General features: G+C 65.2%; 18 protein-coding genes. 6 read left to right on the top strand and 12 right to left on the bottom strand.

All coding sequences use genetic code 11. From position 1 onward, the window contains the following. The first annotated feature begins 653 nt into the window (after positions 1-653). The 4 genes from ACQPW1_RS39540 (at position 654) to ACQPW1_RS39525 (ending at position 6,306) form a co-directional block, all read left to right on the top strand. Positions 654-1,823, top strand: a complete 1,170-nt coding sequence (locus tag ACQPW1_RS39540; RefSeq protein ID WP_433657979.1) for an AAA family ATPase — start codon at positions 654-656, stop codon at positions 1,821-1,823. Positions 1,824-1,867: 44 nt separating this feature from the next. After that, the gene (locus tag ACQPW1_RS39535) at positions 1,868-3,562 is read left to right on the top strand and encodes a vWA domain-containing protein (RefSeq protein ID WP_433657977.1); all 1,695 of its coding nucleotides are present in this window, start codon (positions 1,868-1,870) and stop codon (positions 3,560-3,562) included. Positions 3,563-3,986: 424 nt separating this feature from the next. Continuing rightward, complete coding sequence (locus ACQPW1_RS39530; RefSeq protein WP_433657975.1) at positions 3,987-4,493, top strand: hypothetical protein; 507 nt, start codon at positions 3,987-3,989, stop codon at positions 4,491-4,493. A gap of 454 nt (positions 4,494-4,947) precedes the next feature. Then, on the top strand, positions 4,948-6,306 hold the full coding sequence (locus ACQPW1_RS39525) for a hypothetical protein (protein ID WP_433657974.1): 1,359 nt from the start codon (positions 4,948-4,950) through the stop codon (positions 6,304-6,306). A 656-nt stretch (positions 6,307-6,962) separates the two neighbouring features. Here the strand turns inward: ACQPW1_RS39525 and ACQPW1_RS39520 are convergent. The 5 genes from ACQPW1_RS39520 to ACQPW1_RS39500 form a co-directional block, all read right to left on the bottom strand. Then, positions 6,963-7,976 carry a hypothetical protein gene (locus ACQPW1_RS39520; protein ID WP_433657972.1) on the bottom strand — a complete coding sequence of 338 codons (1,014 nt, stop codon included), beginning with the start codon at positions 7,974-7,976 and terminating at the stop codon, positions 6,963-6,965. Beyond that, positions 7,963-8,682 carry a hypothetical protein gene (locus tag ACQPW1_RS39515; protein ID WP_433657970.1) on the bottom strand — a complete coding sequence of 240 codons (720 nt, stop codon included), beginning with the start codon at positions 8,680-8,682 and terminating at the stop codon, positions 7,963-7,965. The genes ACQPW1_RS39520 and ACQPW1_RS39515 overlap by 14 nt, the downstream gene beginning before the upstream one ends. Then, on the bottom strand, positions 8,675-9,007 hold the full coding sequence (locus ACQPW1_RS39510; protein WP_433657968.1) for a hypothetical protein: 333 nt from the start codon (positions 9,005-9,007) through the stop codon (positions 8,675-8,677). Before ACQPW1_RS39510 ends, ACQPW1_RS39515 begins: the two co-directional genes overlap by 8 nt. Positions 9,008-9,132: 125 nt before the next feature. Next, on the bottom strand, positions 9,133-9,804 hold the full coding sequence (locus tag ACQPW1_RS39505; RefSeq protein ID WP_433657966.1) for a hypothetical protein: 672 nt from the start codon (positions 9,802-9,804) through the stop codon (positions 9,133-9,135). A 352-nt stretch (positions 9,805-10,156) separates the two neighbouring features. Next, complete coding sequence (locus tag ACQPW1_RS39500; protein ID WP_433657964.1) at positions 10,157-11,590, bottom strand: cutinase family protein; 1,434 nt, start codon at positions 11,588-11,590, stop codon at positions 10,157-10,159. A 337-nt stretch (positions 11,591-11,927) separates the two neighbouring features. Between ACQPW1_RS39500 and ACQPW1_RS39495 the strand changes: the two genes are divergently transcribed. Further along, entirely contained in the window at positions 11,928-12,188 is a 261-nt protein-coding gene (locus ACQPW1_RS39495) for a hypothetical protein (RefSeq protein ID WP_433657963.1), read from the top strand. Positions 12,189-12,256: 68 nt separating this feature from the next. On the opposite strand, the gene ACQPW1_RS39490 is transcribed toward ACQPW1_RS39495, so the two are convergent. From ACQPW1_RS39490 to ACQPW1_RS39460, 7 genes are all read right to left on the bottom strand, one after another. Next, entirely contained in the window at positions 12,257-13,258 is a 1,002-nt protein-coding gene (locus ACQPW1_RS39490; protein ID WP_433657961.1) for an NlpC/P60 family protein, read from the bottom strand. Next, positions 13,258-14,283, bottom strand: coding sequence for a replication-relaxation family protein (locus tag ACQPW1_RS39485; RefSeq protein ID WP_433657959.1), 1,026 nt, complete (start codon positions 14,281-14,283; stop codon positions 13,258-13,260). The genes ACQPW1_RS39490 and ACQPW1_RS39485 overlap by 1 nt, the downstream gene beginning before the upstream one ends. A 53-nt stretch (positions 14,284-14,336) precedes the next feature. Continuing rightward, positions 14,337-16,835, bottom strand: a complete 2,499-nt coding sequence (locus ACQPW1_RS39480; protein ID WP_433657957.1) for a type IV secretory system conjugative DNA transfer family protein — start codon at positions 16,833-16,835, stop codon at positions 14,337-14,339. Next, a complete protein-coding gene (locus ACQPW1_RS39475) occupies positions 16,832-19,882 on the bottom strand; it encodes a VirB4 family type IV secretion system protein (RefSeq protein ID WP_433657955.1) in 3,051 nt (1,016 codons plus the stop codon). Before ACQPW1_RS39475 ends, ACQPW1_RS39480 begins: the two co-directional genes overlap by 4 nt. Further along, positions 19,879-21,339 (bottom strand): hypothetical protein, encoded by a 1,461-nt coding sequence (locus ACQPW1_RS39470; RefSeq protein ID WP_433657953.1) that lies wholly within the window; start codon positions 21,337-21,339, stop codon positions 19,879-19,881. The genes ACQPW1_RS39475 and ACQPW1_RS39470 overlap by 4 nt, the downstream gene beginning before the upstream one ends. Positions 21,340-21,719: 380 nt before the next feature. Next, positions 21,720-22,121 carry a pilin gene (locus ACQPW1_RS39465; protein WP_433657951.1) on the bottom strand — a complete coding sequence of 134 codons (402 nt, stop codon included), beginning with the start codon at positions 22,119-22,121 and terminating at the stop codon, positions 21,720-21,722. Next, positions 22,118-23,110, bottom strand: a complete 993-nt coding sequence (locus ACQPW1_RS39460) for a hypothetical protein (protein ID WP_433657949.1) — start codon at positions 23,108-23,110, stop codon at positions 22,118-22,120. The genes ACQPW1_RS39465 and ACQPW1_RS39460 overlap by 4 nt, the downstream gene beginning before the upstream one ends. A gap of 457 nt (positions 23,111-23,567) precedes the next feature. Here ACQPW1_RS39460 and ACQPW1_RS39455 point away from each other — a divergent pair, with 457 nt between their 5' ends. Beyond that, the gene (locus tag ACQPW1_RS39455; RefSeq protein WP_433657947.1) at positions 23,568-24,299 is read left to right on the top strand and encodes a hypothetical protein; all 732 of its coding nucleotides are present in this window, start codon (positions 23,568-23,570) and stop codon (positions 24,297-24,299) included. The last annotated feature ends 15 nt before the right edge of the window (positions 24,300-24,314 follow it).

Genomic DNA, 24,314 nt, shown 5'->3' with positions numbered 1-24,314 from the left:
TTCGGGTGGCCTGTTTTTGGGTGCGCTTATCGCGCCCGAATGATTATTCGAACGATCTCTGTACGGGGTTCGCGGCGGGATGGACTCGCTGAGCGGCTCTCGCGAATACGCTGTGGCCAACGGGTGGTCCAGGCGGGGGTCCGCGCTCCGCTCCTGCGACAGATCCGCCTATGCGACCACCATTGCCGCAGCATCTGTGCAGTTGGCGGCGTGTTTCGCGGTGCGATGACCGCCCAGACTGTATGGCACCAGCAAGGGGAGAAACATAGGGCGGGCAGCGGTGTCAGGACGATCGACTCCCCTCCGGCAGTGGTACTCAATCCTCGTTACGAATTTCATCAGCTCCGCTGATTCTTCATTAGTCTCATCCCGTTGCTATGTTTGTTCCTTGTCGTGTTGCCGTGCCGTCGGAGCTGAGTAGCGTTCAATCAATTGTCATTCTTTGCGGCGATTTCCGGATGAAATGGACTCGAAATCGAAGATAATTCATGAAATTACTTGGCGAATTGTATTGAACTGTGACGGCGAGTCGAGTTAGCGTTGATGTGCACCCGAGAAATCCGGAAACCATCAACCCGAATTCCGATAGCGCCACCCGTATGCAACGATCCGGTGTGAACGGCACGGCGTCACTATTAGCAAAGGAGAACGCGATGACATCACCCACTACGTCGGCGGCACCCGTCGCGGGGGCTCGACTGGGTAATGGGGAGTTACGGCGTATGGTCGCGCGGGTACTGGTCGACAACCCGGGAACTGATTACAGCCCCCGGGAAATCGCGAAACTTCTCGGCCATTCATCCGGCGCGATCGGCAACGCCCTGGCGGCACTGGTGACAGGGGGCAGCGCTGAACAGACATGCGCCGCGCCGCGCCGCTACCGGGCCAACGCGGGCACCGCTGCCGTGGCCGCTGTCGCACCCACCCCAGCGTCCCCGGTAGCTCCCGCCGCGCCGCGACGCGCCCGCAAAACCGCCCCAGCACACACCCTGCCCAGCCCTGCGCCCCCGGCGGGGCGGGGTGTGACCGGTCCGGTGGCGCGCCCTAGCGGGCAGCTGTACCACCCGCGCGCGCTGGCCGGGATGGCTGATGTCGATGTGCTGGCCCGCATGCGTGCCAGCGAGATGCCGGTGCTGTTGTACGGGCCACCCGGAACCGGCAAAACCGCGCTGATCGAAGCCGCCTACCCGGATCTGCTGACCGTGCAGGGTGACGCCGACACCACCGTCGCGGACTTCGTAGGTGAGTACATCCAAACCCCCGACGGCCGATACGAGTTCGTGCACGGCCCGCTGGTGCGCGCGATGCGGGAAGGCCGGGTGTTGTTCGTCGATGACGCGACGTTGATCCCGCCCAGTGTGCTGGCGGTGGTGTATCCGGCCATGGACGGGCGTAAAGAGATCGTGATCAAAGCCAACAGCGGCGAGGTAATCACTGCTGTGTCAGGGTTTTTCGTCGTCGCCGGACACAATCCGGGCGTACACGGCGCGATCTTGTCCGATGCTTTGTCGTCGCGGTTCGGGTTCCAGATCCACGTGTCCAGCGATTTCGAGCTCGCCACCCAACTCGGCGTCCCAGCGAACGCGATCAGGGTCGCGCGCAATCTGGCCACCTGCCACACCAAGGGCCAGATCGGGTGGGCACCGCAGCTACGGGAACTGCTGGCGTTCAAGAAGATTGCCAACACCCTCGGCATCGCGACCGCTGCGGCGAACCTGGTCGGCACCGCCCCCGAAGACGACCGCGCCATCGTCGCGGGAGTCGTCAAATCCGTGTTCGGCACCGACTACCAACCGTTGGCGCTCGGCACCCGCATCACCTAACCCACCCGCCCAGCCCGTCGCCCGAATTATGGAAAGGACACCCCATGGCTACCCACGTGATCGCCGATCCCGCTACCACCCCCGCCCCGCCACCGACCGGGAAGGGCTGGGACATGCTCTCAGCCGCGCTGACTGCCGAAGTCGAGCCCATCGCTGAGCGTGACGATCTGATCGTGACGATCGCCCCCGGCGCGGCACACGGGCACCCGGCGGTGTTCTTCCCCGCCCATGCCGCGATCGAACTTGACGGTAACCACTTGGGGATCGACCCCGCCACCGCCAAACCCCACCGGAACAGCGACCGCACCCGCTACGCCCCCACGTGGGGCGCGCTGACCCACGAATGCGCCCACGCCCAGCATTCGGTGTGGGAACCGCCCATGGTCGCCGATCCGGCCGTGGTCGAGGTCGCGATGCTGCTGGAAGAGTCCCGCATCGAGGGCGCGCATATCCGTCGCCGCCCCGATGATCGGCATTGGTTGCGCGCCAGCGCCACCGAGTTCGTCATCGGCGACAACGGCGGACCCACCGGTGCCGCCGCGCTGCCGATGAACGACTACGCCGCCGCCCACAATGCCGCGCTGCTGCTGGGCCGCGTGGACGCGGGCATCCTCGAACCCGCCGAAGCCGCACCCGCCGCCGCCGCGATCGAGTCGGTCCTCGGGACCGACAAACTGGCCCAGCTGCGCGCCATCTGGCGTGAAGCACACGTCACCGCCGACGACGACGCAACGACCATGCTGGACTTGGCGCGCCGCTGGCTCGATATCGTCGGCCCCGACCCGCACGCCGAACCCGATCCCGGCTCGGAATTGTCGAAAGCCGTTACCGCCGTCGTCGCCAACGTCGCTCGTGCGGTCGCCGCGCACGTCATCGAACCCGACCCGGCCGAAGTCGCGGAAGCCAAAGCACGCGCCGAGGCACAGCGTGCCGCCGCCACCGAGGCCATCGCGCGCACGGTGTTCGGCACCCGATCGGGGGTGAGCACCGCCGTGCACACCACCCGCGCACCCAGCGACGACGAACGCAGTGCCGCCCGGGTTTTGGGCCGCGCGCTGACGACCGCGAGCGGGCGTGAACGCGCGGTGATCAAGACCACCTCGGCGCTGCCACCCGGGCGGTTGCGGATGCGGGGCGCGCTGGCCCGCGACGCCCAACGCGCGGCGGGCGCGGTGCCCACCGCTGAGCCGTTCACGCGTGTTGTCCGTAAACCGGTCCCGGTCCCGCCGTTGCGGGTCGGTATCGCCTGCGACATTTCCGGGTCGATGAGCTCCTACGCCGAACCGGTCGCCTCGGCAGCGTGGATTATTGCCAACGGTGCCCGCTTGGCGACGCTTCTCGCCGGAACCGCTACCGCCACAGTCACATTCGGAGAGAAGGTCGGACCGGTCACCTATCCCGGGCTAGCACCCGCCTACGTGAGCGAGTTCTCCTCCGGTGATTGCTGGGAAGCCATCGACGAGGCCATCGACGCACTCGACGGCGCGCTCGGATTGTCGCGCCCGGAGAACACACGGCTGTTGGTGATCATTTCCGACGGAGACTTCCGCGCCGATCCCCGCGCGAAAGCCCAGAAACGGATCAATCGACTGCGTGCCAGCGGGTGCGCGGTCCTGTGGCTGGCACCGCACAAGCGTGCCAATCCGTTGACCGGCGCGACCGTGCACACCGTGACCGACCCCGCCACCACTGCCCACGAAATCGGCCGCGCCGCGACGACCGCCGTGCGTACCGCCTGAATGCGCCGCCACCATCTGCCGGGCCTAGCCCGGTCGAATGTTAGGAGCCAGTGATGGCACGAAAGATATTGACCCACAAGGGTTCTAGCCACATCACGAAAGTAGGTGAATGAACATGCACAGCCCGAGCAGCAAGCGGCCAGACAGGTACGATTGGGAACGAGCACGGGGGCAGATCCTTGCATTCGGTGAAAACAAAACGTTGACCCGGTGGTCGATAGACCCGCGTTGCGTGGTGAAACGAGAGGCACTGAGGACCCGTCTCGCGTTGGGGTGGGAACCCGAGGACGCCATCACCCGACCCAAACACGAGCGGCCCCCGCTCGAATTCACCCACCACGGGCGGACTCTGACCTTGCGGGGATGGGCAGAACAAAGCGGAATCAAATACCAAACCCTGTACCGACGGATCACCAAGGGGCGCATGACATTTGCTGACGCGCTCGCCAAAGGGCCCGACGGAGCGCACTTCTTGATTCCGGTGACCGCCTTCGGGGAAACGAAACCGATGTACCGATGGGGTGTCGATCCCCGCGCGAACTGCTGCACCGAAACGCTTCGGCGACGACTGCGCGAGGGATGGAATCCCGAAGATGCGATCACCCACGAACCCGGCAACCGCAGCACATTCGGTACCGGTGTGCCCTTCGACGCGTTCGGTGAACGTATGGGACTTCAGGACTGGGCACGTCTGACCCAGATTCCGGCGGAGGTGATCAGGCAACGAATGGACGACCACGACCTCACTCTCGAAGCCACCCTGCGTTCGTTCGGATGGGTGCCCGACGACACCGCTGCCGTCGAGCCGGACCTGATACGCATCCGACCCGATCAACTCAGACCAGGCGACACCATCGTGTCTGTCGCTACCGGTGATGCAGCCACGGGTGACAGCCCTCGTATCACGGTGCGGCGAATCGACATTTCCTGACCCTGTCATGACACCTGGCCACACGTTCGGTGAACCGGACCTTCACACGTCACCCTGGTACGAGATACGCCCTGAGCCCCCGAATGAGTTCGGTGGCCCAGGACGTGGTTCGTCGGAACGCTGGCTGTTGTACTGGTTGGTGCGTTCGATCAAGTGGGTCGCGGGCGGGCCGGGCACACGTGTGCGATTCCGTGCTGTGCCTGGCAGTTCTAACGAGAGAAGGTGCGGATTCGCGCGGGTCGAACAGGCTCCAGCTTGCATGCAGGCTGGCCGACACCACTACGAACACCACGTATTGCCTGTCTCGCCAACCAACTTACCGTCGAAGCCTGCGCCGGGCTCATGTTGGGCCGCAGCTTGATCGCGCACGAGATTCTTGTGCTATGCGTTTCAAATGCCTTGTCGCTGAGCAGCTATCGCCTCCGCTGTCGGTCCCTTCCGCTAGATTTCGGGGATGGGTTACCTGATGAGCATCGACCGCCTGCCGTACCTTGTAAGGGACGACACGTCAACTGTGGACTCCTTCAGTGAGCCTTTCCTCGCGAGCCTGGGCCGGCCACCCGCGGCATTCCCGCACCTTTGCTACTTTTTCTGCGAAGTTCCTCGACAGAGAACCACTGAAACGAAGCTCACCCACGTTGGTGTGGTGTTCGGCCAGGGTCCCCACATGACTCCGCGCTACATCAGGTTGGATGTGAATAATATTCGTGCTTTGCAGAATCCGATCACTAAGATCGAGCTCAGAAGTGCGATCCGGAAGCCCCACAGTGACAATCTGGCTAAGATCCTTATAAAGGGGCAGGGAGTGTTCACTGAAGCTGCCGACAACGCCATCGTTGACGCCATTACCAGGCTGCGCCCTGAGTTTGCCGATATTCTGCGGAGGTTGCGCGAGCTTAGGAGGGGAACAGTTCGGTCACCTAGCGCGGATAGGTGGGAACTAGGTATGGACGCACTTCGGACAGCATTGCGTATCGGAAATTTCGATAGCGAACGCTTGAGAATGTGGCAAGCGCCAGACGACGAGGCGGCGCCGGTTTTGTCGGGCATCAAAGAGAGTCCTACCGAAAAGGACCTGATCGCACATGATTTTGAGGCGATGCCTGGTTGGAAACAGCAGAATCGCCCCAAAGTTCATGTTCGAATCTTCAGCGACGGTATACGTCACATGGAGATCGTCAACGTAGATACTGACATGCCGGAGCGTGTGCTAGGTGTCGACCTAATTTATTATCATCGGGAATCACGCAGCAGCGTTATGGTCCAATATAAGAAGTTGGAGGAAGGTAAGGAAGTTCACGTCAATAAACGCCTTGATGATCAGCTCGATCGCATGGAGCAGCTGTCCGGGTTCAACCGTGAGCCGGGTAGCCATGAAGACTGGCGAATCGGCCAAGATTTCTGCTATCTGAAATTGTGTCGCACTAGAACAGATTCTGGTGAGATCGATCCGTTCAACATGGAACTTCTGCCAGGTCTCTACCTGCCGCTGTCATATGTACGTTTAGCGTTACTCGATGAAAGAGTGCTGGGACCCAGGGGTGGACGATACCTTGGCTACGACCGCGTCGAACGGTACATAACCAATACTCTGTTCCTCGATCTGGCAAAGGAGGGATGGATCGGGAGCACAGGGACCACGCGAGAGGACCTAGTTGCAATGGTTAACGAGTCACGCCGAGCAGGTCACGAGACCATCGTTGCTGACGATCGCAGCCCAGAGACGCCGAGACAGCGCCTCCAGCGGCAACGATCGCGAGACCGAGGCAGAGGGCAGCGTCGAGCATTGCCCGGTCAAGAAACACTGTTCTGACACATCAATACACCCGAAATAATGGCCCCTGATCTCCGGGCGGTTTTTTCTACAACCACACATCGCCATTCTGCGGTTTCGCCTGGATCGACAGCGCACGTGCCCGGCCCGGTCGAACCGAGCCGGGCCGGGCACGTCCTGGGGGACTTGGTGAGCACCCTATGTATCGAGTGCCGTCTGGAGCGGTGAACCCTCGCTGAGCGCGCCGAGATTGTGACCGCCGTGCAGCCGCCAGGTCGTCTGGCTGTCGACCGCGTGGCTACCGGTCGTGCGGGCTACGATCGCGTGCGCTGCCTCGGATGGTGTGCGGTAGTGCATGCCTGTCAAAGGGCCTGAAATCACGTACACGGCGGTGGTGCGGGGGTCGAACACAGCTTCTGTGCGTTCGTCGTGGTAGATGGCGAATATCGGTACCGCCGAGGTGTTCTCGGATGAAGGCGATGTGGTGAGTAGCCGTGTCGCTTCCTCGGCGATGTCGAGCCATACCTCGATGCTGTCGGGCCCATGTGCGGCGGAACAGAACACGGCGTGTAGCGCTGCGGCCAGTGTGGCGGGGCGTGAAAGCGGCTGTGGGGCAGTCGGTGTGAGCGTTTCCGGTAACGCGGAGTTGCGCCTGTGCGGTCGAATACCGTTGGCAGCTCTATCTGTTCGAGGGCTCATCGCTGGCCTACGGTGATGTCCAGGACAACCGTCCACCGGTCCGAGTCGATCGCGGTTTTTGCTTTGGCCGCGTTGTTCCCGACGATCTCGGTGATCCCGCTGTCAGGGCGGCGGGCCCAGGCGATGGTCCGTTGCTCGGCTTCCGAGGCGCTGGTGGCGTCGATGGCCACAACGACGACTCGGTCAGTAGCGGGATAGTGGGGAATCTGTTCGACGTGCCAGCAGTCCGGCGGTACCTCAAGCAGATCGCCCGAGTTTGCTTGAGTTGGTCGTGGGCAGGTGATCGCGTTCTTGGCGGCGGCAGGGTTGTCGAAGATACGGCCATCTGGCAGCAGCAGGCCACCGTCACTGGTGATGACCCCGGCATCGCCGGTACCGAGCCCGATTTTCTGGCCCGGCCGCAGTGTCCCGGCCTCAATCAGTTCGGCGATCCGTACCCGGCGGGTGCGGGGGAAGGGGAATCGGTCGTCGTGGAAGGCGTAGTCGAGCTGCCAGCCCGGTGCACATGTGCCGCAGATCGAGCCCTCGTGGTGATCGCACTGGGTGGGGGCGTGGACCCGGAATGCGACTTCACGAACGTGCTGCACCCGTTTTCCAGTGCTGGAGTAGTGGGACTCATCGAGCAGGGCGATCAGTACCTCGCCATTTCTTGCGCGCCCAGCGGTCGTCGTGGCCTCGGGAGCGATGGTGTCAGGGATACGGTGCTCGATCACGTCGTCGCCTGCGGTGAACCGGTACACGATTCCGCTGGTTATGGCGTTGTCGTAGCTGTCGAGTTCGTCGATCTTCACGGTGAAGCACTGGCCGTCCTCCGCGGCGATCACCTCCGGTGACAATGCTTCTGGGGTTGTGCCGGTGTGCTGCCAGGCCAGGGCGTACTGAGCGAGGGTGCCACACACCGCCTCGTCGTTGTATCGGTAGACGTAGCGCGGGCCTAAGCCGCGGATCGCGGTCTGCGCCAACTCGGCGAAGGCTAGATCGCTGGCTGAGTGGCTGTCATCGTTTGCCATCGGAGTCTCCTTCGGTTCGTCGCTCATGGGTGGTCGGATCGGTTGCGGCGTTCTCGGGCGTGGTCAGGGCGACGGTCCAGCGGCGGGGCCCGATACGGTCGAGTGCGAGCGCACTCCAGTCCTCGCCCGCTTGTGCGTGCCACTGGATCCAGCTGATGGCCCGTGCGACGGCGTGGCGGCGATCCTCGGCAGTGATCGCGATGACGATCACGTGATCGGCGGCGACCGCGCTGGCGGGAATGGCGAGCTGCTGCACGTCCCACAGATCCGGCCACATCTGGCATGTTTCGGTTTCGGCAAGCTCGTTGTGAGGTGGTTCTTCGGCCTCGACCTGGACAGCGTTGGCGGCGGCCGAGGGCTTGGCATAGACACGGCCGTCGGCCAGCATCACCCCATCGTGGGTGACGACCGCCGTCACGCTGAAAGGCTCCAAGGGCCGTACTGAATCGCCCGCTTCGAGTTTCCCGGTCCTGATCAGGTCGCCGATTGAGAGACAGCGTTCGACTCGGGCGAAGGGAAACGGGTCGTCGAACTCATAGTCACGTTGCCAGCCACTCGCGCAATCCGGGCAGATGGTTCCGCCGAGGTGCAGGCATTCCTCGGTCGGGGCCACGACGAATTGAACGAGCCTGACTCGCTGGATACGGACCCCGGTTTCCATGTGGGTGTAGGACTCATCCAGTCGCGCGGTGAGAATCTCATACATCGCTGGCCCCCGTCTCGGATTCGATACCGGGAATCGGAATGGGTGGGGGTATGACGAAAAAAATGCCACCGCGATAGATGGCGTTGTGCAACGCGCAGGCGCTGGTGATGTCGTCGCGGCCACCGTGGGCGAATGCTTTCTCGAGTGGGCCATAGGCGATCAACAGCCAATGGTGATGGGTGCGGCCCGGACAACCCAGCCGCTCACAGGTCGCGCCGATGTGGAGAGGTTCGTCAACAAGGTAACCGGCCTCGGCGAGTGTCGCCGCTACCGCGCCGACACACTCGGCGTCGGGACCATAGATCGAATGCGCATATTTGGGCATGACAATTTCTCCCTGTTCATGACTTAATCGCGTCTAATCCGGCGCGGCACCTTCGGAGACGCTGTGCGCCTGGAGGTTGGCATCGGATGACGAGGCCGTCTCCGATGCCACACGCGCCGGTCGAGCTATGCAGTGGCGAGACGGAATTTCTTCGGAGCCGCCGAGGTCTGGGTGGCGATGCCGGTCTCGGTGAGTTTGACCAAGGCGTTGTGCACCGCGCCGCTGGAACGGTCCAACTCTTTCCCGATCTGGTGCGGACTGAATTCATCGGCCGGGTGATCGCGCAAGTGGTCTTCGACTTGCCCGCGCAGTGCGCCCGGAGCCAGCTTCTCCGGCTTGTCGGCGCTGGTGTCCGCCGGTTGCCCAGCTGCGGCGTCGGCGGGTTCGGTGTCGGCAGCCGGTTCTGCGGTTGGCTGCGATGGTGTTTCCTCGACCGTGGCTGGTTCTGGGGTCGTGGTCGCGGAGTCGTCGCTGTCGGTGGTTTCCGTCTCCGGGGTCGCTATGTTGACGTCGGCGGTTGTGTCGTCGACAGGTCCGGAAGTGGTTGTGTTGGAGGTGGTTTCGGGTTCGGTGGCGAGGAAGATGTTCCATCGGTCGGCGGAGTGGGGGTCGCTTCGGTGGATGCGTTTGACGCGGCCATCGACAGACCATCGAGCCAGGATTTTCCGGGCAGTGGATCCGCTGATCGCGGCGATGTCGGCCAGTTCGGCGGCGGTGTGGTCGGGGTTGGATTCCAGTGCTGACCACAAAGCGTTTTCGGAATCTGTTTTCACGGGGGTTGTTGCGGTGGTGGACATGACTACTCCAGTGGTGTTGGTTGGCTTGGTCGTCATGTCCCGGCCGAGACAGGTGGCCCCCGGTTGCGCTACCGCTTGTGTGGGGCCCCACCTATATGGACGCTCGATACCCGATGAAATGTCAAGCGATCATCAAACAAGACACCCATCTTGTTTTTTAATGGCCCTGTATGTGGCAATGCCGTGTGATTTCAGGGTCTATTTCGCGTGGGCCGATTCCTTCCCAGTGTCTCGCTGAAAAGGTGTTCGCGTTGCCCGGCGGAGACACATCCCGGGCATCGGGTATCGGTGTGTTCGCATTTCTGCTTTAAGTGTTGATAGGGCGAGTGGTTTCCTTAGCCCTGTGGCGGGTTTAGCGGGTGCGGTCGATACTCTCGGTCAGATAATCCAGGACTTGGCGTACCCCGTCGGTGTAGCCGGTCTGGTGGACACCGGAACCGTAGAACGCGGCTGCGTCGCCGCCCTGGCGTGCCAGATCAGCCAGCGCAGCAGCGGTCGCGGAGTCGGTGGAGGTGGTCAAGTTCGAGGCCAGGCTGACGATTTGACCGGCACCTTGCCCGGTCAGGGCTTGTGCTGCGGTCGCGGCGAGGTCCGCGGCGATCGGGATGAGGCCGACTAGTTCGAGCCCACCACCGAGCCAGTCTCCGGCCCTGGCCTTCTCAGCAGCCCGCCACGCCACCTCCTGGCCCGCACCGATGTCCGTGGCGGCTCGGGCGACATCGATGCGGGCGAGGATGTCGGCGACCTGTGCGGCGACCGCTGTCCATCCCGAGGTGTCCAACGGAGCCGCCATCGACAACGCCTGTGCGGCCAGGTGCAGGTCTACGTGATCGACCATACGAACTAGCGGGTTGAACGCGATGTTGAGATCTCCAGTGATCTGATGGGCTCGTCCGATATCTGCGGCGGCCAATGCTTGCGGGAGTTGGGCGAGGCCGTCGACAATGGCGGGGATGTTCGCCGCGACCCCACTCAACCCACCGAGCACGATCGCAACTTGGCGCACCACCGACGACGGATCCAGCCCCGAGGCGCCCGTCGAGTTGGCCGACGCTGCGTTGATCAGTGTGCCGTTGCCGGTGAACGCGCGTCCCAGTGCGGCGATGACCGGTGAGTCCTGATGTGAGGTCGCACAGTACAGATCGCCTTGTGCGCATACGGTTCTCACCTTTGCGCTGAGCTGACCGAAGTCCTCCCGGGGCCCGCCGATGCCTTCGCCGGGGCTGGTCTCGCCGAGCTCGGCGGTGGTGGGGTCGCGGTGTGGGTCCGAGAGCAGCCCGACCGCGAGGACACGGTCCGCGGGGATCGGTCCGGCACCGCGGCCGATCTGTGAGGCGACCTCGCCGGCGGCGTCGGCGCCTTGGCTGTAGCCGGCGAGTACAACCTGAGTCGACTCACACAGTCCAGCCAGCAGGGCCCGCAACCCGTCCACTCCTGTCGTTTTCGATGTCACATAAGGCAAGGGCACTGCGGTGTAGGGCAGGTAGTTGACCGCGATGTCGGGGCCATAACGGGCGGTGAGTCCGTCACCAATCGGGGACAGCAGCCCCGCCGGTTGGCCCGGGTTCGCGGTCGGGCCTGTTTCGCCCGTGCCGGGCACCAGCACGGCCGTCCAGCGCGCGCACCCCCCAACCCCGCCCGGGTCGGCTAGGACGTGCCCAGCGGCGACGCTGAGAGAAACTGTCGCCGCGCACGCGACCGCGAAAGCGGTCAGCGTTGCAGCCCCACGACGACGCCGGGGTTGCTTGCTGTCGTCTCGATGTGTTTCGGTGCCGGTGTTGACCATCGTTGCCTCCGAGAGTTCGAGTCCGATGCGGGCGGTGTGATCCCCGCACCCTTCGACTCCGGTCTCCGGCTGGTTTTTCAACAACCGAGACACAAACCCGTTCCGGGATGGCCCGAGGCGCGAAACATGAAGTGCCCCATGCTCGGGACAGAACGCTCCGGAACATGGGGCACGACAGTGTGGTCTGGCACGCGCCTCGGCAACCGCCGAATTTTGTCGCGGTGCCCAGGCGTGTTTCGCCCAGGCGAGTGTGCGCCGTTCGACGTCGGTGGCGTCATGGCCACGACCACGAGCCGTTTGCGGTTCGGACAGCGGGGACCAGTTCGGTCTCGATGAAATGTCAAGCAGTCATTCAAAACAAGACATCCATCTTTGTTTATTCGATGCCGAATGCGTGCTGAAATTACCTTTTGTCGGTTTGGTATCGTGGCGGTTGATCCCAGGGAAGTTTCTCGGTGAAGAGATGTTCTCGCTGCCACTCGGAGACGCACTGCGGGCAGAGGGTGTCGGTGTGTGCGCATTTGTCGGCGGCGGCGAGTGGTATCTCGACCTCGTCCATGCGGAAGACGAGCTTATTTGTTCCGGGAAGGGTGTATGAGGAGTCGTGTAGGGCCCGGATTGTGGCTTTGTTGCGCATTGGCCGGTCTCCTTTTCTGTCCGAGGCAATCAAGCCGCTGGCGTCTGGGTCATCGTCGGCAGATTGGTCGGGCGCGTAGCGTCGAAATAGTCATCTCCGGAATACCGATACCGCTGGATTTGTACGGGCTGGTCGAAGGTCGCAGCGTTGACCATGAGTCCAGACCCGAGAAAAAGACCGACGTGGTGAATATTTCCGGCGTCGCCGTAGTAGACGAGATCACCCGGCAGGAGCTGATCTTCCGGGATCGGGGTTCCGGCGTGGTATTGGTCGGCAGCGGTGCGGGGCAACTCGATTCCGGCGGCGGCGTAGGCGGCTTTGGTTAGCCCGGAGCAGTCCCAGCCGCCCTCGGAGCCGCCATCTCCGCCCCACACATATGGTTGACCGAGCTGGGAGCACGCGAAGGCGATCGCTGTGTAAGCGGCAGGACCGGGGGCTTGGGTATCGCGGCAGTCACCACCGAGGGCCGGTGTCTGGGTGCTGTAGCGGGCGGCCTGGTCGAGAACTTGGGTGACGTACCAGTCGGCATGGTTATATGCCCAGATCGCGGAGCGTATATCTGCTGGCGCACCGGAGTCACACAGGTAGTAGGCGGCGGCGTGAATAGCGTCGGAAGGGTTGTACCGCGAAGGTGGGCTCGCGCCACCCGGTGGGAGCGGGTGCCGTGCCACGACACCGTCGAAGGTGGGAGCCAGGAACTGCATCGACCCACCAGCTCCCGCGAAATTCTCCCCTGACGACACCCCGGGCAGCGGGGACCGTCCGTGATCGGTTTCGACTTTCCCGATCGCGGCCAGCACCGCCCAATCCAGGCCGGGACACATCCCGGCGGCCCGCTGGTAGAGAACGAGACGGTCGGCGGGGATGTCGGAGACCGCCAGGGCGTTGGGAGTTGTCCCGGTGCCGAGTGATGGGGCGACCGAAACGGTGGCGGCCCGGTCGATCGCGACCACGGTGCCGGTCACCGCTCCGATCACGACCGAGATGAACATGATCGCCCCGCCTCCGGCGGCGAGGGCCTTGGCGAACATCACTGATCGCTTCGGGTTGGCGACGGTGGTAGCGGTGCGGGCGGGGGAAGGATGGTCAAGGGATCGACGGCGGTGTCGTCGGTGCTCTGCTCAGGGGGAGCTGTGACCCGAGGCCAGGCGTCGGTGAGTTTGTGGAGTTCGACTCGGCCTGTGGTCCCGGATGCGTGCAGGGGCAGCCAGACTCGGTCGGCGGCGCTGGGATGCGGGCTGGTCGGGTCGAGCAGGTCCGCGGCGGCGGTGGCAATCGGCACCGCGCCGGGGTCATCGAGTGCGCTGGCCGCGTCGCGGAGTGCGCGGCGGGCGTTGGCTTCGCGGCGGGCGGTCGGTAGCCAGAACAGGACCGGGGTGAGGATGCCGGTGGAGCTGGCCAAATCGGCGTAGCCCTTGAGCTTATTGGCGACTTTGTCGAGTTTTTCTGTGGCGAGGTCGAATTCGAGGAAGAAATCCAAGCGTGCCTGGTTGCGGTTCCAGCGGCCGTATCCGTCGGGCTCGGTGAGGTCACCGTAGAGGCGTTTGCAGCGGGTCTGTGACCACCAGGTCGATAGGGTGCCCGTGTCGGTGTCGTGGTGGAAGTTATGGGTGGCCAGGCTGATGAACCACTCGTTGACGCCGATGGTGTGGGCCAGGCGCATGCTGACGGCGATGCCGATGGATCTGTCTCGGCGCCACCGTAGCTCGCGGACCTCGATGCCGTGCTCGGCGGCCAGCACCGCGGCGCCGCCGGTATCGAGGACGTAGTGGGCGGGGGCGGGGCCGCCGATTGCGCGTTGCGGGGTGAATCGGTCGATGACGCCGTAGCGGTAGAGCTCGAGTAGCCGTCGCCGCCCGACGCGTTCGCAGGTGAACGCTAGCTCGTTGATCTGCTGGCTGGTCAGGACGCGATGCTCGGCGAGCATCCGCAGCAGCCAACGGTCGCGGTCGGTGAGTCGTGCGGCGAGCGATAACAGATCGAGTCGATGACGGGGCTGGGTGTCGTGGCGGCGGGGTGCACGGTACTCGGCCTGGCGGGTCGGGTGGGTCATCATGGCGGGCCTCCATCTCGGGCGCGAGGATGAAATATTCGGGGAGACAACAGCAGTCAGCGACGCCGCGCATCGGTGCTCGTTTGCCGCGTGGTCGGCGCGGCCGTGGCCGGGGTGGGTTGGGTGGTGTTGTGGGCGCGGGCGATGGCCCGGATCTCCCGCGCTCGTCCGGGTACCGGTGGAGGCAGTGGTGTGGTGGTGAGGGTGAATGGTGGGGCTTGCTGACCGTTGACGAGCAGCCGGGCGGCGGCGTGGTAAGCGTCCAAATGGGTCAGGTCGTGCTCGGACAGGAACGGTGCGGTGTGCCGTGCCAGCTCCCGTGCGTCTTCCGGCGAGGCGGTGAAGGTGATTTTGTTGCGGGCGTTCGCCGAGATCCCGTCGCGCAACTCCCTGGGCAGTTGGCCGAGGTTCTGATGGGCCAACACCAGCGAAAGGCGCAGTCCGCGGGCTTCGGCGAGCATGTCCTCGATCGGGGAGCTCAAATTCAGGAAGTTATGGGCTTCGTCGAGGACCAGGCTGGCGTCGCGACGCGAGGTAGCGGGAGTGCGCGCTCGGGCAGCGGTGGCCTGCCAGGTGCGGGCCACGATCAACGACCCGACCAAGCGTGTCGTTTCCTCACCGAGAGAACCCTTGGGCAACCGGGCCAGGCAGATCCCGCCGTGGTCGAGGACCTTGCCCAGATCGACAGTCGAGGGGCCTGCCGCGATCGAGGCTTTCACAAACGGCCGCAACAGAAACGCCCGTAACTTGTTCAACAATGGGCCGATGACCTGGGTACGGCCCGCATCGGACAGTGCCTCATACGAGGACCAAAAACCTTGCAGGACAGGGTCTGTCACCGTCTTGGTGATCCGCGCCCGGAAACCCGGTTCGATCAGCAAACGCGGCAGATCCGCCAGGGTCGCCACACCACCCTGGTTACACAGCGTGAGCAGGCTCGCGCGCAGGACGTCGTCGGTGCGTGGGCCCCAATATTGGGCGTAGATGCGGCGAAAGATCGTCACGAGATTGTCGGTCGTGCGATCGACATCGGCGCGGTCGGCGTCGAGAGGGTTCAAACACGGTGGCCGGGAGCGGGAATCAGCGTCGAAGAGCACCACCCGCTCGGCGTGACGATGCGGTAGCCGGTCCAGGATGTCGGTGATGAGGTCGCCTTTGGGGTCGACGACGACCACCGAACGTCCGGCCTCGGCATCGTCGAGGATCATCCGCCCCAGCAGTGTGGACTTACCGACACCGGTCGCCCCGAGGACATGGAGGTGATGACGTGCGTCGGTGACGCGCACCGCGACAGCGCGCCCGGTGCCGGTGTCGCTGACACCGAGAGGTTTGGCATACGCGCCACCAATGGCGATCGTGGGAGACGGAGCGACCGCGCGGGCACCGGCGCGCGCGACGCCTGGGATATCGGAATCGGTGGGCACGTGCGCGATCCCGGCCAGCTCGGGCACCGACAGCAGATCGCCTCGCCCGAGATACCTTCCCCGCAACGCTGTTTCGAGTCGCCAACGGCGGTGTCGGCGGTAATAGTTGTGGTCGGTGCAGGCGGCGAACACCGCGCCGATCGTGTGCGCGCGGCCCCGGGTAACCGCACGGGCCCCACCGATCACCGTGCCCTGGGCATCAAGGGGAACCTCCGTGCTGACCGCGTAGCGAATCACCGTCGCCCAATGCGCCCCACGAGCTTTGGTGGCCGCTGCCCGGGCTTGGGTGGTGTACTCCATCGCGGTTTGCCGGTCCGGTGAGGTGGGTAGCCGCGCACCCTGATAACGGCTCGCGTGCGCCCGACCGGGCGTGATCAGGTCCAGCAGATCAGCGAATACCGCCACGTACCATCGCCGTCCGATGCCAGCGCGGATGCGGCGTACGCGGCGGCCGGTAGCGGGGCGGGCGAGGATCTGCACGCAGGCGGCCTGGCCCGCTTCGAGGTTGGAGGCGGCGGCGATCAGGTCCCGGATCGGATCGTTGCCGCTGTAGTCCAAGCGGATCGGTAGTCCCTCGCGGCGAGCCAACCGTTGCTCACCACCGATCAGGACTTGTCGGTGTCCCGGCGTCGGGCCCGGTAGTGGTGAGTTCGCGTGCTCGGCGGTGCGGGTCCGTGCCCCGGGCCAGGCGGACTCGACAGCGCGTTCGACCAGGCCGGGTGGGATGGTGGCGGGCACCCAGATCGTGATCGTGACGCCCGTCTCCGGGGTGATCCGATACTCGAAGCCCAGGTGCGGTTGCCCGAACAGGGCGCGTTTCCATGCCGGTCGTGTCACTCCGATCAGGTGCGCCCACAACCCGGCTGCGCCGGCGGGATCGACCTTGGGTGGGGCGAGGACAGTGACCTCGCGGGCACCTGCGGCTAGCCGGCGCCGACGGCGACGGGCGAGCACGACGAGGGTGGCGAGCACGGCCGCCACCGCCGCGGCCACGATGACTCCGCCTGGGCTGAACAGATGGCGGAGGTGCTCACCCAGATCCGGAACCGGATTGCCGGTGCCCGGGTCACGCAAGAAATCGGGCAGCCACGCACGATGTGCTGGGATCGGCAGGGCAGCAACGGTATTCATGCCGCGTCCTGCAGGTCGATGTAGGAGTCACCGTCGCCGTCGTCAAGATCACTGTCGGTGGCGATGGCGTCGAGACCCTCGTCGGTGTCGGTGTCGGCGGTACCGATGTAGACGTTCGTGTCGCTGGTTGTCTGGGTGAGCTCGCCGGGGTTGCTGGTGATGAGGTCGTGCTCGGCCGCGGAGGCGACCGCGGCGAATACCGCCCGATGAGCGCCGGTGGAGAGCAGGCCGTGTCCGCGTGCGGCGGCAAGCAGGAACCGGCGTTCGCCGTCGGAGACCGAGAACGCCGCGGTGACTTCGTTGATGGCTTGCGGAGCCTGACGTAACAAGATCTGAGTGGCTGAGTTCGCCACGATTGCTTTACCCAGGTCACTGCCGAGGACGTCGGCGCAGTCCTGTGTAGCGACAGTTAGTCCCGCCCAGAGTTTGCGGAATGCTTTCGCCGCCCGGAGCAGGAATTCGGCTCCGGCGGGTTGGCGCATCAGGATCCACGCCTCGTCCACATTGACCAGGCGCGGGCGGCGCGTTCCGGGGTTGGATACCCGCCGCCACGTCGCGTCCAATGCGAGCAGGGTGCCGATCGTCTTGAGCTCATCGGGTAGCTCGCGCAGGCTGAACACGATCATCGCCCCGTCGGGCACGGTGGTCGTCGGTCCATCGAGCAATCCGGCGAACGCTCCGTCGCCGACGTAGGGCTGCAACGCCGCGGCGAGGTCGACCCCGACTCCGGCACCGCATTCGAGGAGTTGTTCCCGCAGGACCCGCATGGTGGGCGCGGGTGTGGTCCAGGTGGTGGGGTCCTCGGTGATCCCGACACTGGCATAGGAGGCGGTGATCGCGGCATCCAACACTGCCCGCTGCGCGGGTGTCGGTTCCCCGAACAGGACACGGAGGACGGTGTGCAGGAACAGTTTCCGACGGTTCAATGCGTCAGCTGGTGCGGCACGGCGACCGTCGGGACGGGTGTGGACTTCCAGATCGAACGGGTTGAGCCGGACACCGGCCGCGCCGAGGTGGATGTAGGTGCCGCCGACGGCCTCTGCCAGGCGCCGGTATTCGTCCTCGGGATCTATGCAGATGACCTCGATCCCGCGATAGAGCGAGCGCAGCATCTCCGCTTTGAGGAAATAGCTTTTACCCGACCCGGAACGACCGAGAACAACCGCATTGTGGTTGTCGACGGTCGAGGCGAACCGATCCCAGAACAGAAGCCCTGATCCGGCGTCGTGTCCGTAGAGCACGCCGGTCGGGTTGGTGACAGTGACCGGGTCCTCGGCGGGCAGCTGCGGGCTGCTGAACGGGAACGCTGCCGCCAGCGCTGCGGTGTCGAAGGTGCGGCGCAGCTTCACCAGATCCAAGCCCAGGGGCAGCGTGGAGACCCATCCTTGGACGCTGCGATAGCTGACGTGGCAGGTGTCGATGAGCAGGCTCGCCGCCAATGCACGGACTGCGGCGACTTCCTCGGTGAGCTCGGCCGCGGTGCTGGCGTGCACGGTGAGATACACCCCGACACGGAACAACCGGCCTTCACCACGTGCCACGCGGGAAGAGAGGTCGTGGGCGTCCTCGACTGCGACCTCGATCTGCGGGTCGGCCATGCGACCGTGGTCGGCGTTGTGCATCCGCGCAGCCTCGAGACGCCCGAGCTGGCGTCGCAAACGCGATGCCGCTGTCACCGGGTCCACCGGTTCGATATGCAGGGCCAGCTCGAGGCGACCGGGGTGGGTCAGTAGCGGTGCGAGCCAGCCGGGGTGGACCTCACGCGGATATCCGGTGATCGCAAGTGTGGCGACGTGATCGGAGCCGACGTCGAGGTGCCGGGCGCCGATCGACAGTGAGTCCGGGGCGAACTCGTGCCCGACACCGCTGTGGCGGTTGCTACGCCACCGGCCCAACCATCGACCCCGAACGTCATCACCACCGATGGCCGCGTCGGCCTCGGTGGGGGCGTCGTCGTCGAGCTCGGTACCCGCGAACTCGGAGTCGCCGGTGGTGATGACCGTTGTCCTGGAGGCGGTTTCAGCCGACGACGGAACAAGGCTGGCGGGGTTGGCGGCATCGGTGAGGATGGCGGCGGCTTGCGCGTCGTCGAGGGCGGTGACGGTGATCTCGGCGGCGGCGAGGAGCTCGCGCGCCTCATTCAGCCGCCGCAGCAACCGCGACTCCGCCGCACGCCGCACTGTGGCGGTGAGCTGCTGGTGACGGGCGCGGTGACGCCCGACCATCAACCATTCGAATACCGCACCCACCGACGGCCCACCCAAGGTGCCCGCCGGAATCGTGGCCAGGTCCAGGGGTTCGCGGAACACCAGCAGCACCTGGCGGCACAGCAAGTCACCGTCGCGTCCCAGTTCACCGAGATGGTTCGCGTGATCGAGGGCAGCGAGGGCCAGATCCGGCGACATCGCCTCGGTTGCGGCCTGCAGCTCGGTGATGCGGCCGTGCAGATCCAAGCGGGCGGTGCGGATCAGGATCTGCACCCCATGTCCGGACAGCGCGTGCAGGTACCGGCTGAGGCCGTCGACGAGACCTTCTTGTTCGTCGGGTGTGCGCAATCCGAGATTGACCGTCCCGGCCGCCGCGATCACCGCGAGGCCGTCGCGGCCGAGGTCCACGACACCGACCTGGTCACTGCCCGCCGAGGTGACCGCTCCAGGAAGATGAAGATCCGAAGGCGAAAGCGGTTGCGGGGTGCCACCTTCGCTGCCGTCGGCGGCACGTTTGGTCAGCCATCGTGGAGCGGGATCGATGCCTTCGGGGGCGAGGAGTTGGGTGCGTGGCCGTAGGTGTTGGTGGATCGCGGCGAGCAACAGCTGGTCGGCGGCCAGCCCGTCGCGGGTCGTCAGGACCGTGACCGCGACCGTGACGCCGACCGGGACAGCAACGGCGAGGAACACCGGCGGTGTGATCACCGTGCGGGTGAGAATCCAGGCGAGGTAGCCCAGCAGGGTGGTGGCGGCGAGGACCAGGAGCTGGCGGGCGGTGAACGGGCCGACGATGCGGTCCGCGCGCTCGACATCAGCGGGGATACGGATCGGAGTAGTCATTTCGTGGAACCTCCAGAACGACGTGCACGGGATGTGACGGGCAGGTTCGGCAACGGCAGCTGCAGTTGCCGTCCCGGACGCGATGACGGCGGCGGTGATGGCGGTGTCGGCGCGACCGCACGCGGTGGTGCGGCGGAGGCCGGTCGTCCCGGAACTCGGCGGACCCCGAGGGGCAGCGGATACTGGCCACTGCGGGTGGGCCGGTTGCCCTTGAACGGATCGGGGTCGAAATCGAAGGCGAGCTGACCGCGGTGACTCGGCGCCGGTGGAGGTGGCGCACCAGAGCGGCGGGTAGTCCGGACTCGGGCCACGGTGATGGGCAGCCGGTACTGACCGTCCCGGCCCAGCGGCGGTGTCGGCTCAGGTGCCCACAACGGCAAACTCAGCTGACGGCCTCGCCGCTGATTCGGTTGCACCCGTTGCTGGCTGGGCGTTGGGGGAGTGCTTGCGGTGGGCGCGGTGTGTGGTTGCGGCCGGGTGGTTTCGACTCGGCGGACACCCGGCAAGGGCAGCATCAGTTGCCCGTCGCGGGTAGCCCGGACCCGCGCATATGGGTCGGACTCGCTGCCAGCCGCGCTGCCGCTGCGCGCACCCACGGGAGCAGGCCCGCCACGGCGCGGGGTCGGGCCTGCGCCGTGGCCTTTGATCAGTCCGAAGGTTTTGTAGGCAATGAAGCCCTTGACCAGTGAACCGGCCATCGAGCGGCCATGGCCGATGTTGAGCGCCGACAGCAGCCAGAACGGGATCTTGACCAGAATCGTCATCAACGCCAGCGCTACGAGCAGGTTCACGATCCCGGTCTGGGTGGGGGCGAAGAACACGAACCCACCCGGAGACAGGAACACTCGCAGCGCGGTGACCAGGACCAGCGATTGCACGACCTGGATCGCCAGGCACGCCCCGAACGCGCGCCACCACCAGCGGGCGATCGACTCGGTGTGGGGCAGCCCGTGACACATCAACGCCAGCGGAGCGGCCACGATCAAGACGATGGTGATGGCGACCCGCACGACGTAGGTGATCAGCAGCACCGTGATCGTGACGGTCAGAACGTTGAGCAGCAGGATCATGAAAATCCCTGAACCCGGGCTCGTGGCCGTGAGCTGTTCGAGCGCAGCGGTCGCCGAGTTCGGGTCCAGTGCGTCTCCGCCGATGGCGGCAGCTAGTGCGTTGGCCCAACTGATGGCCTGGGTGGCGATCAGCATGCTCATCGCCCCGGCCACGAATCCGACCACCAGCCGTGGGGCGAGTTCGTGCAGGGGCCACCGGGTTTGCAGTGTTTCGTAGGCCATCAGCAGCATCCCGGCCGCGATCACGATCAGCCCATAGCACGCCAAAACCATCTGCCATGACGAGTCCCACAACTCCCCGACCCTGGGTAGTGACTGCGGTTCGGGGGTGGTGAGCAACGTTGTGGAGAGCAGATCCAGCAATGGGTTGAGTGCCGAATCGACCACGCGTTGGAAGAACCCGTCGATAGCTTTGGCGACACAGCCGCTGATGTGTCGGACACCGCATTCGGGGTCCTCACTGCCCGCACCTGTGGGGCCCGACGGTGCCGGGCTGGGGGCTGGTTGGGCCGGTGTCGGGGCCGTTGGTGGTGTCTGCCACCGAGTCGGTGATGGCGGCGTGGGTTGAGTCGGCGTGGGTTGGGTCGGGGCTGGTGGGGTCGGTGTCACGACCGGGTCCGCGGCAGCGAGCGCGGTTCCTGATCCCAGCAGCGCCGCGAGTAGTGCCAGGACCCCGAGTATCCGTCGCCATCGACGGGGGGTCGTTGACGGTGGGGGTGGCGGGTGGATCGCTCGTGGGTCGGCGGGTTGCCGTGTTGGTGTCATGGTCAGCCGCCGACGATTGATTTGAGGACGCTGACGATGACCGGTGCGAGCAGCGCGAGGCAGTAGCCGATGGCGGCGGCCCGGATGGCGGATTTGGCTTTCTCGACCTCGCCAGGGTCACCGGAGCAGATGAGGTAGCGGGCGCCGCCGATAGTGAGGCAGACGGTGGCGGCGGCGGCGAGGATTCCGACGATCCAGTTGCGCAGGTTGTTGAGGACTTCGTCGAAGGAGCTCGCGATCGCCAGCACCGAGATCGGTTGTGCCGAGGCCGGTCCCGCAACCGCCGCCAGTAGGGCTACGCAAGCCACGACGACCAACGCCACGAGTCGGCCTCGACCTCGATACCGGCGCGTCGTTGGGGCCGCGGTGCCGCTGCGGGGCTCGAGGACAGGGAATGAGTTCATGCACATCGGCGCACCTCCGGAGACGTCGCCGAAGCCGGGGTGCGCTTCGGCGGGGCGGTCTGAGCGGGGGCCGCTGATGGGTTCCCGCACCCTTTGACACCGGCGGCAGGGACGGTTTTCAACAGCGGCCGACCAGATTTCTTGGCCCGGCGCTGTGGCCGCCGGGCCGTGGTGAGAACCGAGGGCGAGGACAAGGCGGCGGCCTCGACGACGCTGGTGCGGGCGCCGTCGGTGTCGCGGGCGGCCTGGGCCAGGTGGGCGGCCAGCTTGTGCTCGGCGCGGCGGCGAGTCTGCTCGAGCGCCTTGTAGGACACACCACGTTCGGCCGCGACTGAGGTCAACATTCGCCGCTCCAACCGGGTGCAGGCGATCAACTCGGCTTCACGCTCGCTGATCACCCCTTCGGCGACCGCTTGGGCGAGAACGAATTCCGGATGGCCGACCGGGGCGCGCATCACCCATCGCTGGGCCGGGGAGTTGCCGTCTGCGCCGGTGGGGTTGACCAGCCACTGCTGCGGGGTCGGGCACTCGGTGGTGTCCTTCGCGCAGGCGTAGCCGCTGCGGTAGGCCGCCCAGCGCAGCCGGTGCAGCACGAACCGGCGATCCAGATCCACCTGCGCCAACGCGGCCACGAACCCGGCCAGAATCGCCGCTTCGAGATCGCGTTGGTCACGCGCCCATCGCGACAACCGGGCCGCGACTCCGGTCAGCATCGGCCACGCGATCCCCGCACACGCCAGCGTGGCGTCCCCACCCTCGGCGCGCGAGCGGCCCACCAGATACACCCACGCCGCATCGACGGTGGTGATGGGTAGTGCCGGGTCGAGCAGCAGGTCGCGTAGCTGATCGGCGCGCAGATCCTGATCGCCCAATCCCGCGACGACCCCGGCCGTCAAAAACACCGGGTTTCGTGCGATCTGATCGAATTTCGACCGCACTACTGCCAGCGCGGCCCCTCGTCCCAGTGATCCGGAATTAATCTCCATCATCATCAGCTCCGTTGAGTAGGCGTGAAAAGAAACGACGACTCAAGGGAAAAGACGCGACGCCACCAAAACGCCACCGAAGTACCTCCAAATGACCTCGAGATGACTTCACGGCGCCGGTTAAGTCCGCCCGCGAGGGCAGATTCCGGGCAGGCTTCAGGACTTCTGACGACTGCCTGAAACCACGATTGAGCAGGGTCTGTGGCGTTTTGGTGGCGTTTTGGTGGCAGTGCGGTGGCGCTGGATCAAGGTAGAAGTCATGCCGGTTCAGAACTCCGAAAATAATTATTTTGGGCGTGACGCACGCCGACGACTATTTGTCCCTGTGCGACGCGAATTCGACTGGACTGTCGTTGGCAATGACATCTCATTGAATAGAGAAATGTTGAATAGGGGGATCTCTGTCGGTGTGTATCGGATGCAAACACTCACGCATTTGTTCATCCGAGAGGGGTCTTCCATGACCGCACCCCAACCCGCCCGGCGATCGGGCAGGGCGAAGTCCACCACCGCATCCCACCGGCCAGACCGTTCGATCCCGACGACGATCTGGGCGGCTGGAACCGACCCGACCCAGGCCACCGCCGGGTGGCCGATACCGGTCGTGTCCCGCGCTGTCACCGAGTTCAGTCACTCGAAAGCCAAGGTCATCCTGCTGGACTGGCCCACCCACCCCTTCGGCTCCCACCGCAACTCCGACGCTCACCGCTCACGCAGAACAAGTAACGACGTCGCGGCGGTGGTCGAGTCGCTCGACCGGACAGTGACGGTGATCGACGCAGCCTCGGCATCGGGAGTCTGGGTCGCTGCCTCGTGTGGCGGGGCGGATCTGGTCATCACCAACCCGACACCCGAACATCACGACCTGAATGCGGGGGACTCGATCGCCGCAGCGGCAGCGGCGTTGCTGTGTGAGGCAGGGGTGCTCGTGGTGCTCACCCACAGCCTCACCACCAGCCGTGGTGAGCTCGTCGATCCGACCAGCCACGTCGTGGCCGCCGCCCAAGGTGCTGACCTGCTCTACCTCCAGCACATCGTCGCGGTCCCGATCCGAGAAGACACCGTCCTCGCCGCTGCCCCGGACTTCGAGACTCTCACCCCGATGCCGGTGCATCGCAGGATCCACACCGACGTGCTGGTCTTCCTCCAGCCCCACGACTTTCAAGCCGGTAACCCCGGCCTCCCCGCCTGACCCCCGACGTCGCCA

Source organism: Nocardia sp. CA-128927, assembly GCF_050955855.1.
Lineage (GTDB): Bacteria > Actinomycetota > Actinomycetes > Mycobacteriales > Mycobacteriaceae > Nocardia.
Note: the sequence above shows the minus strand (reverse complement) of the source record. Positions and strands in the feature narration are given on the sequence as shown.

What these genes read in the sequence shown, in the direction of transcription:
- ACQPW1_RS39540 (WP_433657979.1), top strand. Translation starts at nt 654, where the DNA reads ATGACATCACCCACTACGTCGGCGGCACCCGTCGCGGGGGCTCGACTG.
- ACQPW1_RS39535 (WP_433657977.1), top strand. Translation starts at nt 1,868, where the DNA reads ATGGCTACCCACGTGATCGCCGATCCCGCTACCACCCCCGCCCCGCCA.
- ACQPW1_RS39530 (WP_433657975.1), top strand. Translation starts at nt 3,987, where the DNA reads ATGACATTTGCTGACGCGCTCGCCAAAGGGCCCGACGGAGCGCACTTC.
- ACQPW1_RS39525 (WP_433657974.1), top strand. Translation starts at nt 4,948, where the DNA reads ATGGGTTACCTGATGAGCATCGACCGCCTGCCGTACCTTGTAAGGGAC.
- ACQPW1_RS39520 (WP_433657972.1), bottom strand. Translation starts at nt 7,976, where the DNA reads ATGGCAAACGATGACAGCCACTCAGCCAGCGATCTAGCCTTCGCCGAG.
- ACQPW1_RS39515 (WP_433657970.1), bottom strand. Translation starts at nt 8,682, where the DNA reads ATGTATGAGATTCTCACCGCGCGACTGGATGAGTCCTACACCCACATG.
- ACQPW1_RS39510 (WP_433657968.1), bottom strand. Translation starts at nt 9,007, where the DNA reads ATGCCCAAATATGCGCATTCGATCTATGGTCCCGACGCCGAGTGTGTC.
- ACQPW1_RS39505 (WP_433657966.1), bottom strand. Translation starts at nt 9,804, where the DNA reads ATGTCCACCACCGCAACAACCCCCGTGAAAACAGATTCCGAAAACGCT.
- ACQPW1_RS39500 (WP_433657964.1), bottom strand. Translation starts at nt 11,590, where the DNA reads ATGGTCAACACCGGCACCGAAACACATCGAGACGACAGCAAGCAACCC.
- ACQPW1_RS39495 (WP_433657963.1), top strand. Translation starts at nt 11,928, where the DNA reads ATGTCAAGCAGTCATTCAAAACAAGACATCCATCTTTGTTTATTCGAT.
- ACQPW1_RS39490 (WP_433657961.1), bottom strand. Translation starts at nt 13,258, where the DNA reads ATGTTCGCCAAGGCCCTCGCCGCCGGAGGCGGGGCGATCATGTTCATC.
- ACQPW1_RS39485 (WP_433657959.1), bottom strand. Translation starts at nt 14,283, where the DNA reads ATGATGACCCACCCGACCCGCCAGGCCGAGTACCGTGCACCCCGCCGC.
- ACQPW1_RS39480 (WP_433657957.1), bottom strand. Translation starts at nt 16,835, where the DNA reads ATGAATACCGTTGCTGCCCTGCCGATCCCAGCACATCGTGCGTGGCTG.
- ACQPW1_RS39475 (WP_433657955.1), bottom strand. Translation starts at nt 19,882, where the DNA reads ATGACTACTCCGATCCGTATCCCCGCTGATGTCGAGCGCGCGGACCGC.
- ACQPW1_RS39465 (WP_433657951.1), bottom strand. Translation starts at nt 22,121, where the DNA reads ATGAACTCATTCCCTGTCCTCGAGCCCCGCAGCGGCACCGCGGCCCCA.
- ACQPW1_RS39460 (WP_433657949.1), bottom strand. Translation starts at nt 23,110, where the DNA reads ATGATGGAGATTAATTCCGGATCACTGGGACGAGGGGCCGCGCTGGCA.
- ACQPW1_RS39455 (WP_433657947.1), top strand. Translation starts at nt 23,568, where the DNA reads ATGACCGCACCCCAACCCGCCCGGCGATCGGGCAGGGCGAAGTCCACC.